This window comes from Streptomyces sp. NBC_01288 (genome assembly GCF_035982055.1).
GTDB lineage: Bacteria > Actinomycetota > Actinomycetes > Streptomycetales > Streptomycetaceae > Streptomyces.
Genome location: NZ_CP108427.1, coordinates 8,100,793 through 8,114,864 on the forward strand (window position 1 = coordinate 8,100,793; position 14,072 = coordinate 8,114,864).

Annotated in this window: 11 protein-coding genes and 3 pseudogenes; 5 read left to right on the forward strand and 9 right to left on the reverse strand. The window is 67.8% G+C overall.

The window, feature by feature from the left end; translation table 11 throughout:
* Positions 1-292 precede the first annotated feature (292 nt).
* Positions 293-1,135: a DUF6461 domain-containing protein gene (locus OG194_RS36390; RefSeq protein ID WP_327404998.1), complete on the forward strand. Its 843-nt coding sequence runs from the start codon at positions 293-295 to the stop codon at positions 1,133-1,135.
* A 77-nt stretch (positions 1,136-1,212) separates the two neighbouring features.
* Here OG194_RS36390 and OG194_RS36395 read toward each other — a convergent pair.
* Positions 1,213-1,979 (reverse strand): annotated as a pseudogene (locus tag OG194_RS36395) (IS5 family transposase).
* 443 nt (positions 1,980-2,422) lie between these two features.
* The gene (locus tag OG194_RS36400) at positions 2,423-3,130 is read right to left on the reverse strand and encodes a TetR/AcrR family transcriptional regulator C-terminal domain-containing protein (protein WP_327404999.1); all 708 of its coding nucleotides are present in this window, start codon (positions 3,128-3,130) and stop codon (positions 2,423-2,425) included.
* A gap of 132 nt (positions 3,131-3,262) precedes the next feature.
* On the opposite strand from OG194_RS36400, the gene OG194_RS36405 reads away from it, so the two are divergent.
* On the forward strand, positions 3,263-3,826 hold the full coding sequence (locus tag OG194_RS36405) for a cysteine hydrolase family protein (RefSeq protein WP_327405000.1): 564 nt from the start codon (positions 3,263-3,265) through the stop codon (positions 3,824-3,826).
* 76 nt (positions 3,827-3,902) lie between these two features.
* Here OG194_RS36405 and OG194_RS36410 read toward each other — a convergent pair.
* Positions 3,903-4,052 (reverse strand): annotated as a pseudogene (locus OG194_RS36410) (ATP-binding protein); the annotation flags it as partial.
* Positions 4,053-4,264: 212 nt separating this feature from the next.
* Between OG194_RS36410 and OG194_RS47755 the strand changes: the two are divergent.
* Positions 4,265-4,309 (forward strand): annotated as a pseudogene (locus tag OG194_RS47755) (GNAT family N-acetyltransferase); the annotation flags it as partial.
* Positions 4,310-4,495: 186 nt separating this feature from the next.
* On the opposite strand, the gene OG194_RS36420 reads toward OG194_RS47755, so the two are convergent.
* The 3 genes from OG194_RS36420 to OG194_RS36430 all read right to left on the reverse strand — a co-directional run bounded on the left by OG194_RS36420 (position 4,496) and on the right by OG194_RS36430 (position 7,694).
* The gene (locus OG194_RS36420; protein WP_327405001.1) at positions 4,496-6,178 is read right to left on the reverse strand and encodes a rhamnogalacturonan lyase B N-terminal domain-containing protein; all 1,683 of its coding nucleotides are present in this window, start codon (positions 6,176-6,178) and stop codon (positions 4,496-4,498) included.
* A gap of 95 nt (positions 6,179-6,273) precedes the next feature.
* A complete protein-coding gene (locus OG194_RS36425; RefSeq protein WP_327405002.1) occupies positions 6,274-7,131 on the reverse strand; it encodes a hypothetical protein in 858 nt (285 codons plus the stop codon).
* A complete protein-coding gene (locus OG194_RS36430) occupies positions 7,128-7,694 on the reverse strand; it encodes a SigE family RNA polymerase sigma factor (RefSeq protein ID WP_327405003.1) in 567 nt (188 codons plus the stop codon). Before OG194_RS36430 ends, OG194_RS36425 begins: the two co-directional genes overlap by 4 nt.
* Before the next feature lie 264 nt (positions 7,695-7,958).
* Here OG194_RS36430 and OG194_RS36435 point away from each other — a divergent pair, with 264 nt between their 5' ends.
* A complete protein-coding gene (locus tag OG194_RS36435) occupies positions 7,959-9,410 on the forward strand; it encodes an NCS2 family permease (RefSeq protein ID WP_327405004.1) in 1,452 nt (483 codons plus the stop codon).
* 85 nt (positions 9,411-9,495) lie between these two features.
* Here the strand turns inward: OG194_RS36435 and OG194_RS36440 are convergent, their stop codons facing one another.
* The 3 genes from OG194_RS36440 to OG194_RS36450 all read right to left on the reverse strand — a co-directional run bounded on the left by OG194_RS36440 (position 9,496) and on the right by OG194_RS36450 (position 12,293).
* Positions 9,496-10,953, reverse strand: coding sequence for a peptidoglycan D,D-transpeptidase FtsI family protein (locus OG194_RS36440; RefSeq protein ID WP_327405005.1), 1,458 nt, complete (start codon positions 10,951-10,953; stop codon positions 9,496-9,498).
* A gap of 88 nt (positions 10,954-11,041) precedes the next feature.
* Positions 11,042-11,515 carry a GNAT family N-acetyltransferase gene (locus OG194_RS36445; RefSeq protein WP_327405006.1) on the reverse strand — a complete coding sequence of 158 codons (474 nt, stop codon included), beginning with the start codon at positions 11,513-11,515 and terminating at the stop codon, positions 11,042-11,044.
* 4 nt (positions 11,516-11,519) lie between these two features.
* On the reverse strand, positions 11,520-12,293 hold the full coding sequence (locus OG194_RS36450; RefSeq protein WP_327405007.1) for an IclR family transcriptional regulator: 774 nt from the start codon (positions 12,291-12,293) through the stop codon (positions 11,520-11,522).
* 133 nt (positions 12,294-12,426) lie between these two features.
* Between OG194_RS36450 and OG194_RS36455 the strand changes: the two genes are divergently transcribed.
* A complete protein-coding gene (locus OG194_RS36455; protein ID WP_327405008.1) occupies positions 12,427-13,956 on the forward strand; it encodes an aldehyde dehydrogenase (NADP(+)) in 1,530 nt (509 codons plus the stop codon).
* The last annotated feature ends 116 nt before the right edge of the window (positions 13,957-14,072 follow it).

Genomic DNA, 14,072 nt, shown 5'->3' on the forward strand with positions numbered 1-14,072 from the left:
ATGGCCTGCGTGCTGGACGCCATCATCGAGGCCGCGGGCAACGGATCCGCTGGATGCCTACTGCCGGCGCAAATCCCCGAAGGCACCGGTGAGCCGGGACGGGCACCCCCTGAGAAGCCGTCGCGACGTGACAGGCGGCAACACCGCGGCCCAGTGGCGGCCGCCGGCGAAGCCAAAGGGTTCGTATCACGATCATGTTGCTGACGCGGACTCGGCAGCGCGACCGACCAGCTCCAGATGTAGGAACCAGCTTGCACGGGGTGTTGTCAGAGGTGTCGGGCACACTGCGCCTATGAACTTGGTGACTGCGCACGACTATGCCTGGATCCGCACCTCGCCGGTCTTCCGCCACATGACGGGGAGCGGATACACCCTGACACTGATACGGGGGCGGGCCCCGCGCGAGGTGCTGCGCGTGATGGAGGCGGAACCGCGCGGCACCGCGGTGGGAACGGCCGGGCTGATCGAGGCGGGCGACGCTCACCGCGCCGAGGTGGATGACGACTACTGGGACGAGTCCTACGTCGTGGGGGCCTTCAGCGTTCCGGGCGAGAACGGTGACTGGACACTCGTCCTCGGGTTCGACGGTGGCCTGGGGATCGCGGCGCGGTGCGTGGAGACGCTGTCGAAGGGCGGCCGGGTCGTGGCGCACTCGACCAACGGCGGCAAGCCCATTCACCTTTTCCACTGGTTCGAGGATGGTGAGCTCCGTACGACGTTCGAGGGCCCCTCAGCGCGCGACGGCAGCACCCCTGATGAACTGGTCCCCCCGCTGCGGGAAGTCGGCTTCCCTCTGACCTTCGAGGGAGAGCACGACGAGAGCGCTCCGGATGTCGACCGGAAGGCGGCGGTCCTCGCTCTGGCCGAGAGACTCACCGGCGTACGCGTCACCGAATCCCTCCTCCAGGACGCTACGTACGAGCTGGGGCTCGTCCCCGAACAGCCCGCCGAGGAGTGGACCGGCGTGGTCATCGACATCACCGATGCCCATGGGGAGCGCCTGTACAGGGAATGGACCTACGAGGAGATCGCGACGGCGTCGGACCGGGCACGGGCGGAGGCAGACGCGCCGGTGGTGATCACCTACAACGGGCCGCCGGCCTTGGATCATTCGGAGCACGGGACAGGTGAGTAGCGAGCGAGCGCGTGGAGGGTGCCCCGGCGTACTCGCCGCCCTCTACAAGGGAACGTGCCGCCACGGGGCTTCTGCGATCATGGTCTGGCAGCCTTCTTGAGCCGTCGCCGGCAGATGAGGCCGCAGCCCAGCGAGACGAAGGCATTGTGGAGGTCGAGGCGTCGCTCCCACCGCACGGCCAGGCGCTTGAACTGGTGCAGCAGGGCAAAGGTTTGCTCGACTACGTAGCGGAGCTTGCCCAGCCCCTTGATGTTCGGCACGCCCCTGCGGGAGATCACCGGCAGGATCCGGCGGCGCCGAAGTTCACGGCGCACAGCGCATGAGTCGTACGCCTTGTCGCCCAGGACGGACTCGGGTCGCCTTCGTGGGCGGCCGGGCCGTCCGGCGACGGGCGGGGTGCCGTCGACCAGGTTGAGGGTCTGGGTGATGTCATTGACGTTGGCGGCAGTTGTGACGACCCGCAGCGGGGTGCCGCGCCCGTCGCAGATCAAGTGGTGTTTGCTGCCTGTCTTGCGCCGGTCGACCGGCGACGGACCGGTTGCGGGGCCCCCTTTTTCGCGCGTACGTGAGAGCCGTCCACGCACGCGCGCGACCAGTCGAGTTCGCCGGCCGCGTGCAGTTCGGCGAGCAGGACGCGGTGCGGCTGATCGAAGACTCCGGCCTTCTGTCAGCGGCCCAGGCGTCGCCAACAGGTCTGTCCGGAGCCGAACCCGAGCTCTAGAGACAGGAGTTGCCAGGCGATGTCCTGACACAAAACGCACAAGATGCCCTGCAGGCACAACCGGTCTGGTATCGGTTTCAGTCCTGGTGACCGCTCGGGTCAGGGCGGTAGCAGCGGTTCGATCCGCGCTCAGAAGTCGTCGTCCACCATCCACGGCCGAGTCGTCACACGACGCAAGCGGCCGGATCATCACATCGGTTACGCCCGACCAGGCCACTTCAACAAGATCGTGTTACGAGCTCAAAGGGCCGTCACGGTCCCTCCGAAAGCGGACCCGGTCAGATATTTCGGCCGACGCGCCCCTTGGCGCGAACTTCCCGCGCCCGCCACCGCCAGGTGGTCAACCAGGCAGGCAGCGCCCAGCAGCCCTGCGAGGTCCGCGATCCGGCTGTGCGCGATCCGAAGCCGCCCGGGGGGATGCTCTCCGACTGCGTATTCAATCTCGACCGGACGTCAACAGCAGCCGGCCACCGGGCGGGACGGCGCCCATGAGGGTCGCCCAGGTGATCTACGGGTAATCAATCATGCTCCGGGCATAGCAGCGCCGATCTGGGCGGGCAGTCCGTTCAACGAGACTCCTCGTCCCGCAGGTCACCCGTCGATCGTGCGGGACGAAGGGCCTGCGTGCCTGCGATGAACGTCTCGATGCTCAGATCGAGTTGGGCGCGGTCATATGTGTCGATGGCTGCTGCGGCAAGCCGCGCGAGGTTGGGGTGTGTCTCGGGCGGGAAGGCAGCCAGCCCCTCCCTCAGCATCGCGGGACGCGGAGGCGCGCCTCCTCCCGTGACGTACACAACGTCTCGGCCGTGAGCAACGCACAGGTTCGACAACATCGCCAACGTGCGAACGGTCTCCTCGTCGGTGAAACCGGCGTCGTACAGTCGACCGACCAGACCTTCGGTCGGTCCCACGAACTTCGTGATCAGAGCGGCGTCGGGGCGTAGGTGTTCCGAGAAATCCGCCGCGGCGATCATGCCCTCGACCAGAGCGTGTGCGTAGGCACGCACCGCGTCCTGCCACGTCGCGTCCGCCCTGATCGAGTAACCGTCGGACCCTTCGGCGAAAGCGTCCAGTGCAGCCAACTGCAGGAGCGTGGCGAGGTCTCGCACGTGGTGGTTGATGGCTTTCCGGTCGACCCCGAGGTCGTCGGCCACCGCCTGCATCGTTACCGCCCGGGCACCCATCGCGCGTGCGGACGTGACTATCTGGGCGAGGCTGATCCCCGCACGCTTGCCTCGACCCCTGCGGCCGCCAGAGGCCACTTGACTGTCCATATCCGCAAGCATACGGTTGAATCGCTTAATTCCCGGGCGGGAATTCGGCAGGCGGGGCAGGGCGGTGTCATGAACGCGAACGCGGCCGATCGGGCAAGCAGGTTCTCTCACGACAGAGAAGGAACGGCAGGCATGGCGAACAGCGCACTTCTGGTGATGGACGTCCAACGGGATATCGTGGCCATGGCCGACGACGGTTCCGGATATGTGCCGCGCCTGAGCAGGGCGATCGACGGTGCCCGGGCTGCCGGTATCCCCGTGATCTACGTCATGATCGCGCTACGGCCGGGCGATCTGGAAGTCAACCCTCGCAACAGGGCGATGGCGAACGTCGTGCGGGCCGGCCTGTTCACCGAGGGGGCTCCTGGCACCGAGATCCATCACGACGTCGCGCCCCGGCAAGGCGACGTCGTGGTCACCAAGAGGCGGGGTAGCGCGTTCTCGGGCAGCGACCTCGACCTGGTACTCAGGGCTCGCGATATCGACAGCCTTGTTCTCACCGGCATCGCCACCAGCGCCGTAGTGCTGTCCACCCTGTGGCACGCCATCGACCTGGACTTCGGCCTCACCGTTCTGGCGGACGCCTGCCTCGACACCGACCCCGAGGTGCACCAGTTCCTCACCGAGAAGCTGTTCCCCCGGTGGGCAGATGTCGTCGCCGTCGAGGACTGGCTCACAGCCATCGCACCGCAATAGCGGGAGACCGTCCGGACCCCTCGCAAGCCGGCCAGGACGGCATCGCCTCCCGGCCGGCCGGGTGAGGTCGGTCGGCGGCGTTCTGCGCTGCTGCCCGGGCCTGGGTGAGGGCCAGGCGGTAGGAGTCGCTGCCGGTCTGGATCGGGTTGCCGCCGAAGGTGAGCCGGTCGACGACGGCCGCGCAAAGCCGAGGATCGGTGAAGGTCTTGGTCCAGCCGCTGAAACTTCTCGTTCGAGGCGAGTCTGGCTCCAGTGCTCGACGGGCCCGTCCAGGTTCTGAGCGTCCGGACACCACGATGACGGGGTGGTCGCGAGGCGGCATGGGCCGGACGCGGCCGACGTCGGGTGAAACCTGAGGCGCAACCCGGGCCGGTTCACGGACAGTTGGTGGGCGACGTGGTCCTCAACGACGCCACCTCGGGCAAACCGGCGGCCGAGGTGGGCTACTGGACCGCAGCGCACGCACGCGGGCGGGGAGTGGCCCCGCGTGCCCTGAACGCACTCACCAACTGGGCCTTCGACACCTTCGCCGCGGACGGGCTGGAGCGCCGCCCTTTTTCCCCCGCGACGGCCACCTGCGGATACGGCGCACGAGTCCCTGAGGCCCGAGGGACAACGCCCCCGCCGGTCGTCACCGGCAGGGGCGTCGCTCTGCTGACCGAGGGGGGCTCAGGTCAGCAGGTCAATGCAGTCGAACGACGTGCCAGGGCTGAGGAACCCCGACCCCGTCGAACCACTGACGACGTTGATCTTCAACACGTTGTACTTCGTCGCGTCCGAACTCCACGCACTGGAAGGGACGTTGAAAACGAACGTGTGGTTGTTTCCGCGGTAGGAACCCGTGGTGAGATCGCGCGTGGAGGGCTGTGTGGGAGGCGTGGGGATGGCCGAGACCCAGTCGTTCACGGTCACTTGGGGACGGGCGTTGATGTACGCCGTCGTGACACCGACGCGCAGCGTGTGCGCGGCGGCGGCCTGTGCCGCGGTGAGCTTGAAGTAGACGAGGATGCCGTCGTTGACACCCTTCCACAGGTACGCCGGGAAGGATGCGGCCTCGCTGCCACTGCCGATCGTGACGTTCCCGGTCCACTTCGCCGCACGGGCGTCGGAGGGATGCGCGTACGTCATCAACTCGGCGTTCTTGAACTCTCCTGGCGTACCGTCCCAGTTGCCGAGCCGCCACACCGGCGACGCGGTGGACGGGTCACCGGTGATGCTCAGGGTGTGCAGAGATGTCGTACTGCCCGCCGTCACCGCCACCGACTCGCTGTGCACGGCGAGTTCACCCTTGAAGACGGTCAGCGTGTACGTCCCCGGGAGCATCCCCTTGCAGGAGAAGGCACCGGTGCCGGCCGCGGCCTTCGCCCAGTACTGCGCGTCCGCGTTGGAAAAGCCCACGGTGTAGGGGTACTTGGCGTCCATCCCCTTCAGACCGACGCCAGCCGCCTTCCCCCGCCCCGCCTTGCCGACCCAGCCGGTGATGCCGAACGAGTCCGCCCAGGAGGTGTCGAGGTTCGCCGCGAAGAGGGAGGACGAGGGGGTCCCGCCGTCCGTGAACGCCACCACGAACGGGCCCTGAAGACCGAAGCGTTCGGGCTCCGTCTGGGCCTCGTTGTAGTGCAGGATCTCGTACAGCCCCGCCCCGCCCTCGTTCGAGTGGCGCAGCAGCGAGCGGTAGAACGGGCCGCCGGACGCCTTCTCGTGGTTGGAGCGCACCAGGTACAGGCCGACCGAGCCCGTCGTGAAGCCGACGTGGTCGTAGTCGATGGTCCGCTTGCCCGAGTAGTGCTTGGAGCGGGTCGTGCCGTCCGGGTGCTTCCAGACGTCACCGGCCTCGATGATCGTGTCGGTGGTCGAATCCCACGCGTCCGAACCGGAGTTGGGGAACACCCCCGGCTTCACGCGCACGATGTAACGCGTCGCGGTGAAGGAGGCGTCCGCCTTGTTCGTCCACAGGTAGACGTTGTTCTCGCCGCTGCGGGCCGCGTACCACTGGGTGATCGCCCCGTGCACGACCTTCACCAGGATCGTCGACCCCGACTGCTTGATGCTGACGGTGGAGGTGCCGAGCCCGGACTCGACATGCGAGTGCATGCCGCCATAGCCCTCGTACTCCTTGCCCTTGTAGGCCAGGGACGTGAGGTCACCGGTCGACTTGGAGACCTTGAGGACGAGCGAACCACCCGTATTGATCACGTAGTTGGAGCCGACGTCGGTGTACCCGAACGCGGCGGCGGAGGCGGACGAGAGGAGACCGGTGCCGCCCGCGACGGCCGCGCCGGTGGCGGCGACACCGATCGCGGAGGCCCCGAGCATGCGCCGACGGGTGAGGTGCTTCTTGTGCGTGCTCAAGCGACTTGCTCCGTGTGACTCCGTGCGAGAGGAACCTTGCGCTTCCTTGTCGCCACCGGCACCGAAAGGGTTGCCGCCCGCCCAAAAATCTCTACCTAGGATTTCTGCGCCGCGAAGTCGCCCTTCACAGCCAGCTGTTGGCCGCCCGCCGTGCCCGCCGCCGAGTAGCTGTCGTCCTTGGCGTCCCGGCCGCCGCGCGCGTGGTTGTACTGCCCGGCGAAGACCCAGTCCCCGACCGCGACCGTACGGCCCTGCTTGAGTACCCACGTGTAGGTCAGGAAGCCGTCCTGCTCCGTCACCGTCTGCGTGAAGTCCTGCTCGGGCAGCGAGCGCCAAGCGCCTGCGGAAGTCACTCCGGCGGTCAGTTTGACCTTCAACTGGACCGTGAGCGCGGTGAGTTGCTTGGTCGTCTTGAGGGTGACGTCGCTCTGTGCCCAGAAGTCGTTGCTGCCCGGGTCGATCGAACCGTCCGACCAGAGGGGGCCGTCCTGGGTGCCGGAGGCGGCCGGCAGCACGGGGGGCGCGGAGGGTGAGGCGGTCGAGGGGGTGGTCGGGGAGGTGCTCGCCTTGGGGGTGCCGTGCGTGGTGTCGGAGCCGGAACTCGGTTTTGGGGCAACCGGGTTGACCGATGTACGGCTCGTCGCGTCCGGTGACGGAGTGGGCGTCGGGGTCGGTGAGACGGACACCGTCTGCTCGGCGGGGGTGTTGTTCTTCACCGCGGACGCCACCGCGTAGCCGCCGATCGCGAGGACGCTCGCCACTGCGGCCGTGGCGCTGACCACCCGCACCCAGCCGAACACGGGCGGCCGGGTGGCCCGGTGGTGGGGGCGGGACTGTGCGGCCATGCCGCGTTCGAGCCGGGCCAGGATGCGGGAGCGGTCGGGTTCGTGTGCCTCGGCCGCCTCGTGCAGCCGGGCGATCAACTCGTCGTCGTGCACGTCCTGGTGTCTCATCGGGTCCTCCCTCCGGTCTCGCCGCCGCGTGCCAGCGCCGCGTGCATCCGCAGCGGAGGGCTCTGCGGGCCGAGCAGACGTTGCAACTCGGCCATGCCCTTCGACGTCTGGCTCTTAACCGTACCGACGGAGACACCGAGGGCGAGCGCGGTGTCCTTCTCCGACAGGTCGAACGCGTGCCGCAGCACGACACAGGCCCGCTTGCGGAACGGCAGCCTGCGCAGGGCCTCTTGGACGTCGACCACGCCGGCCACGTCCGGGTTCTCGGTCGTCTCCTCGCGCTGCGACCAGAACAGGGCGACCCGTCGCCGCTCGCGCACCGCGCTGCGGATCCGGGTTCGGGCCAGATTGGCGACGACCCCTCGGGCGTAGGCCGCGGGATGGTCGGCGGCGCGCACCCGGTCCCAGCGGTGCCAGAGCGCGAGCAGCGCGTCGGCCGCGAGATCGTCGGCGGCGTCCGCCTCACCCGTCAACAGGTGGGCGAGCCGGGACAGTTCGGCGTAGTGGCGTTCGAAGAAGGCGTGGAACTCCTCGGAGGCGGCGTCGTCGACGACTGTGCCCACGGCGGACCTCTCCTCGCTGCGGTTTGTGAGTGTCATGTAGATGACACGTGTTTGTTCGGGGATGATCCCCGCGAGATCCGGAAGCGTAGCAGTGATCAACTGGCCGATCTGGTACGGACCTTCGAACGGTGTCTGACAGGTCGACCACCGACTGGCAGGCCGACCTCGATTCCGTAACACGGGGAAAACCTGAAACAGGTTCAACGCGGGAACAATCCAGCCAGCATCCGCGCACCGATCATTGAAGCCACGAGGAGTACCCGCATGTCCGAGTCAGAGAAGGTGCCCGACCGGCCAAGTGCCGGACCACCGGCGGCGAACGGTGTCGACCGGTTCTTCAAGATCTCCGAACGGGGATCCACCTTCGGCCGTGAGATACGCGGTGGCTTCGCCACGTTCTTCACGATGGCCTACATCCTCGTCCTGAACCCGATCATCCTGGGCAGCGCCAAGGACAAGTTCGGGCACACGCTCGACACCGGCCAACTGGTCACCGCCACCGCCCTGGTGGCCTGTGTGATGACGGTCATCATGGGCGTCGGCGGCAACCTGCCCCTCGCGATCGCCGCGGGCCTCGGCCTCAACGCCGTCGTCGCCTTCCAGTTGGCGCCGCTGATGAGCTGGCCCGACGCGATGGGCCTCGTCGTCATCGAGGGCGTCCTGATCTGCGTCCTGGTCCTCACCGGGCTGCGCGAGGCGATCATGAACGCCATCCCGCAACAGCTCAAGCAGGCCATCGGCGTCGGTATCGGCCTGTTCATCGCGTTCATCGGCTTCGTCGACGCGGGCTTCGTCAGTCGTATACCGGACGCCGCCGAGACCACGGTCCCCGTGCAGCTCGGCGCCGTCGGCCATCTCACCGGCTGGCCCGTTCTGGTCTTCTGTCTCGGTGTCCTGCTCACCATCGCGCTGTTCGCCCGCAAGGTGAAGGGCGCGATCCTGATCAGCATCGTCACGATGACCGTCCTCGCGATCATCATCAACTCCGTTGCCGACATCAAGAGTTGGGGCCTGATGACCCCCAAGGTGCCGGACAAGATCGTGGCCGCGCCCGACTTCGGACTCATCGGCCACTTCAGCCTGTTCGGCGCGTTCGGCCAGACCAGCGCGATCACCGTCATTCTGCTGATCTTCACGCTGATCCTGTCGGACTTCTTCGACGCGATGGGCACGATCGTCGGTATCAGCGCGGAGGCCGGTCTCCTGGACGAGGAGGGACAGGTGCCGAACATCGGGCGCGTCCTGTTCATCGACGGGGCGGCCGCCGTCGCCGGCGGGCTCGGGTCCGCGTCCTCCAACACCGCCTATATCGAGTCGGCTTCGGGGGTCGGTGAGGGGTCGCGTACCGGGTTCTCGAATCTGATCACCGGGGGGTTGTTCGGGCTGGCGTTGTTCCTTACGCCGTTGCTCACGATCGTGCCGCTTCAGGCCGCCGCGCCTGCGCTGATCGCCGTCGGGTTCCTGATGATGACTCACGTCAAGCACATCGACTGGGACAAGTACGAGATCGCGATTCCGGCGTTCCTGACCATCGCCGCGATGCCGTTCACGTACTCGATCACCGATGGGATCGGCGCCGGGTTCATCTCCTACGTCGTGATCAAGGCGGTGCTCGGTAAGGCGAAGGAGGTCAACTGGTTGCTGTGGGGGGTGTCCGCGCTGTTCCTGGTGTACTTCGCGATCGACCCTGTGGAGCAGATTCTGGGTGTGAAGTAGAAGTAGAGGTCGCTGCGCGGTCGGCTGGCGGTTCGTCGTGGCTGGTCGCGCAGTTCCCCGCGCCCCTAAAAGCAACAACAGGGCGCTACAGCAGCGCCGCTTTCATCATGGCCTTGGCCACGGGGGCCGCCAAGCCGTTGCCGCTGATCTCCGACCTTGCCGCGTCCGACTGTTCCACCAGTACCGCCACCGCGACCTGCTTGCCCGTCGAGTCGGACTTGCCGTAGGCGGTGAACCAGGCGTACGGCGACTGGTCGTTGTTCTCGCCGTGCTGGGCCGTACCCGTCTTGCCGCCGACCGTCACGCCCGCGATCTCGGCGTTCGTGCCGGTGCCGTCCGTGATGACCGTCTGCATCGCCGACTGGAGTTGCCGGGCTGTGCGCGAGCTGACGATCTGCTTCGTCGTCGTGCTGTCGTCGTAGTTGTGGACCACATCGCCGCCGCTGTCGGTGGTCTCGGAGACCATGTGCGGGGAGACCAGCTTGCCGTCGTTGGCTATGGCTGCGGACACCATGGCCATCTGGAGCGGGGTGGCGGTCACGTCGTACTGGCCGATGCCCGTCAGGGCCGTGGACGACTTGTTCATGTTCGACGGGTACACGCTCGGGTACGCCCGTACCGGGATGTCCAGCGTGTCGTCGTTGAAGCCGAACTTCTCGGCCATCGCCTTGACCTTGTCCTGGCCCAGGTCGACGGCCATCTTCGCGAACACGGTGTTGCACGAGTACTGGAGCGCGCCCCGGATCGAGGCGTTCTCGCAGGGCGCGGAGGAGCTCTCGTTCGTCAGCTTCGTGACCGTGCCGGGCAGGGTGTACGGCGAGGGGCTCGTCGTCTTCTCGTCCACCGAGGAGTACAGCCCGTCCTCCAACGCGGCTGCCGCGACGACCAGTTTGAACGTCGAACCCGGTGGCAGGGGCTGGCGCAGCGCACGGTTGACCAGCGGCTTGTCGGAGTCCGCGGTGAGCTGCTTCCAGGCCGACGCCGCCGTGTTGGCGTCGGTCAGCGCGGACGGGTCGTAGGACGGGGTCGAGACGACGGCGAGGATCTTGCCGGTCGTCGGATCGATCGCGACGGCGGCGCCCTTCTTGTCGCCGAGCGCGTCGTAAGCGGCCTTCTGCACATCCGGGTCGATCGTCGTGACCACGCTGCCCGGGGCGGCCCGCTCGCCGGTGACCGTGTCCATGGCCGTCTTCAGGCTGCTGTCCGTGCCGTCGAGGAGATCGGCGTAGATCCCCTCCAACTGCGTCGGCGCATAGCTCTGCGAGGCGTAGCCCGTCACCGCCGCGTAGAGCTTGCCGTCCGTGTACGTGCGCTTGTAGGCGAGGTCGCTGCTGCTCTTCGTCCGCGCCGAGCCGGTGATCGCGTTCCCGGCCACGATGATGTTCCCGAGCGGGGCCGCGTACGTCTTGATCGCGTTGCGCCGGTTGTCCTTGTCGTCCGCGAGTGCCTGGCCGTCGTAGAACTGCACCCAGGTCGCCCGCACCAGCAGAGCGAACACGAGCAGCAGTACGAAGACGGAGGTGCGCCTGATCGTCTTGTTCATCCCGCTCTGAAGACGATCGGACGGGAACGAATCGTTCCCTTACGGCGCTTTTCTCATCGAGTGCTCATGAAGCCGGCTCGACGAGTGTTCACGAACTCAGCGTCAGTAGCAGCTCGTCGATGTCCTCGCCCCGCGCGTTCGCGAACCCCCGGTCGTTTCCGGTGACGCGGAACCCGCACTTCTCCAGCACACGCCGCGAGCCCTCGTTGTCGGCCGCCACGCGCGCGTACACCGGGCGTTCGGGCGCCTCGGCCAGGAGGTCGCGCAGTGCGGCCGTCGCGATGCCCTTGCCCCAGTAGGCGCGGTCGATCCAGTACGTCACCTCGCGCTCGTCCGGCTCGCCGTAGACCGCCATGTTGCCCACCACGTCGCCGTCCGCGAGGACCGTGCGGTTCAGCACGCCGGGCAGGGCGCGGATGCGCTTCCAGTGGGCGTCGAAGGCGTCCCGGTCGGTCGGGTCCTTCGCGGTGAAGGCGGCCATCCGGACGGACTCGGGGTCGTTCGTCAGCCGGAAGAAGACCGGCAGATCACTGTCGTGCACGGGACGGAGCGCGACCTGCATGAGTTCAGAGCCTCCGGGTGGCGAGGGTCAGTCGGTCACGGGCGTCGAACAGGGCGTCCTTCACCATCTGCTCGTGCGCGGGAGTCAGCCGGGCCACCGGCACCGAGCAGCTGATCGCGTCCCGCGCGGGGGTGCGGTACGGGATCGCGACGCCGAAGCAGCGCAGGCCCAGCGTGTTCTCCTCGCGGTCCACGGCGAAGCCCTGGTCGCGGATCTGGTGGAGTTCCTCGATGAGCTTCTCGCGGTCGGTGATCGTGTGCTCGGTGAGCGCGGGCAGCGTCTCCGGGAGCATCTTGCGGACCTGCTCGTCGGAGTACGTGCTCAGCAGCGCCTTGCCCAGCGAGGTCGAGTGCGCCGGGAGGCGGCGGCCGACGCGGGTGAAGGGCCGCAGATAGTGCTGGGACTGGCGGGTGGCCAGATAGACCACGTTCGTGCCGTCGAGGCGGGCCAGGTGGATGGTCTCCGTGGTGTCGTCGGAGAGGCGGTCCAGCGTCGGTCGGGCCGCCGCCACGACCTCGTCGCCGTCGATGTAGGAGGTGCCGACGAGCAGTGCCCGTACGCCGATGCCGTATCGCGTGCCCGTCGCGTCCGTCTCCACCCAGCCCAGTTCGACCAGCGTGCGCAGCAGCATGTAGAGGCTGGACTTGGGATATCCGACGGCCTCCTGGACCGACGCGAGGGAGTGCATACCGGGCCGGCCCGCGAAGTATTCGAGCAGCTCCACCGTCCGCACCGCGGACTTGACCTGTGCCCCGCCGCCTGTCTCGCCTGCCGACATCGCCCTTGACCCCTTCGTTCGACGGGAAATAGTCTCCGAGAGCATATTCATCATCAGAGACAGCGTTCAGCATATCGAACGACCCTGGTGAATGACCCAGAACTGCGGCATTACATGTGTGGAGGGACCCGCGGTGGCAGCAGCACCAGTCTGGAGTGTCGACCCCCGAACCGGGAAGCAGCGTGAACAGGTTGCGGTGGAGGCCACAGCCCAGGAGGTGGACACCGCCGTCCGCGCCGCGCACGCGGCACGGGGTTCGCTCGCCGACCGTACCGTCCGCGCCGCCTTCCTGCGCGGTGCCGCCGACCAGCTCGAAGCGGCCAAGAACCAGTTGGTGGAGGTCGCCGACGCGGAGACCGCGCTGGGCCCGGTCCGGCTGAACGGCGAACTCGCCCGCACCTGCTACCAGTTGAGGGCCTTCGCGGACATCGTCGACGAGGGCGCCTTCCTCGACGTGGTCATCAACCACCCCGACGACACGGCGACCCCGCCGATCCCGGACCTGCGCCGCTACAAGGTGCCGCTGGGCGTCGTCGCCGTCTACTCGGCCTCCAACTTCCCCTTCGCCTTCTCGGTCCCCGGCGGCGACACCGCGAGCGCGCTGGCCGCCGGCTGCCCGGTCGTCGTCAAGGCGCACCCCGACCACCCCGGCCTGTCCGAGCTGGTCGCGAGCGTGCTGCGCCGGGCCGCCGCCGAGCAGGGCATCCCGGCCGGCGTCCTCGGCCTGGTGCACGGCTTCGAGGCGGGCGTCGAGCTGGTCAAGCACCCGCTGGTCTCGGCGGCCGGGTTCACCGGGTCCGTACGGGGCGGTCGCGCGCTGTTCGACGCGGCGGCGGCGCGACCGGTTCCGATCCCGTTCCATGGCGAACTGGGCTCCCTGAACCCGGTAGTTGTCACCGAGGCGGCCGCGGCCGAGCGGGCCGAGGCGATCGGCACGGGGCTCGCCGGTTCGATGACGTTGGGCGTCGGGCAGTTCTGCGTGAAGCCCGGGCTTGTGCTGGTGCCGTCCGGTTCTGCCGGGGATGGGCTGGTCAAGTCCCTTACGGATGCGGTGAGTGATACGGACTCCGGGGTGCTGCTGGATCACCGGATGCGTGACAACTTCCTCGCGGGGGTCACCGAGCGGGCCGGGTTGCCCGAGGTGGAGTCGCCGGTGACGCCGGGGGCGGGGAGTGAGCACACGGTGAGTCCTGGGTTCCTGACGGTGCCGGCGGAGAAGCTGGTGTCCGAGGGGGCGTACGACCTGCTTCTTGAGGAGTGCTTCGGGCCGGTCACTGTCGTGGCGCGCTACGACGATGACGCGCAGGCTCATGCCGTGTTGTCGCGACTGCCCGGGAATCTCACGGCGACGGTTCATCTGTCGGCGGGGGAGGCGGCCGGGGAGGGGCGTGGGGTGGAGATCCTGGCGGAGCTGACGCCGTTGGCCGGGCGGGTGTTGGTCAATGCGTGGCCTACGGGGGTTGCGGTGGCGCCCGCGCAGCATCACGGGGGGCCTTACCCGGCTACGACGTCTACCTCAACTTCTGTTGGTGGTACGGCTATTGAGCGGTGGCTGCGGCCTGTGGCTTACCAGAACACGCCTGAGGCTCTGCTGCCGTTGGAGTTGCGGGACGGTAATCCGCTGGGGCTGCCTCGGCGTTATGACGGGCATCTGGAGCGGTAGCGTCGTTGGGGTGCGGTGGTTTTCGGTCTGACCGTCCGTTGTGGCTGGTCGCGCCCACGCGGCGGAGCCGCAAATCGATACAGCCCCGCGCCCCTAAAGGACATCCCCTTGGCCTG

Bases quoted from the DNA above. Each gene is read 5' to 3' on its own strand.
- OG194_RS36405 (WP_327405000.1), top strand. From the start codon at position 3,263: ATGGCGAACAGCGCACTTCTGGTGATGGACGTCCAACGGGATATCGTG.
- OG194_RS36445 (WP_327405006.1), bottom strand. From the start codon at position 11,515: ATGCAGGTCGCGCTCCGTCCCGTGCACGACAGTGATCTGCCGGTCTTC.
- OG194_RS36435 (WP_327405004.1), top strand. From the start codon at position 7,959: ATGTCCGAGTCAGAGAAGGTGCCCGACCGGCCAAGTGCCGGACCACCG.
- OG194_RS36425 (WP_327405002.1), bottom strand. From the start codon at position 7,131: ATGAGACACCAGGACGTGCACGACGACGAGTTGATCGCCCGGCTGCAC.
- OG194_RS36390 (WP_327404998.1), top strand. From the start codon at position 293: ATGAACTTGGTGACTGCGCACGACTATGCCTGGATCCGCACCTCGCCG.
- OG194_RS36400 (WP_327404999.1), bottom strand. From the start codon at position 3,130: ATGGACAGTCAAGTGGCCTCTGGCGGCCGCAGGGGTCGAGGCAAGCGT.
- OG194_RS36450 (WP_327405007.1), bottom strand. From the start codon at position 12,293: ATGTCGGCAGGCGAGACAGGCGGCGGGGCACAGGTCAAGTCCGCGGTG.
- OG194_RS36440 (WP_327405005.1), bottom strand. From the start codon at position 10,953: ATGAACAAGACGATCAGGCGCACCTCCGTCTTCGTACTGCTGCTCGTG.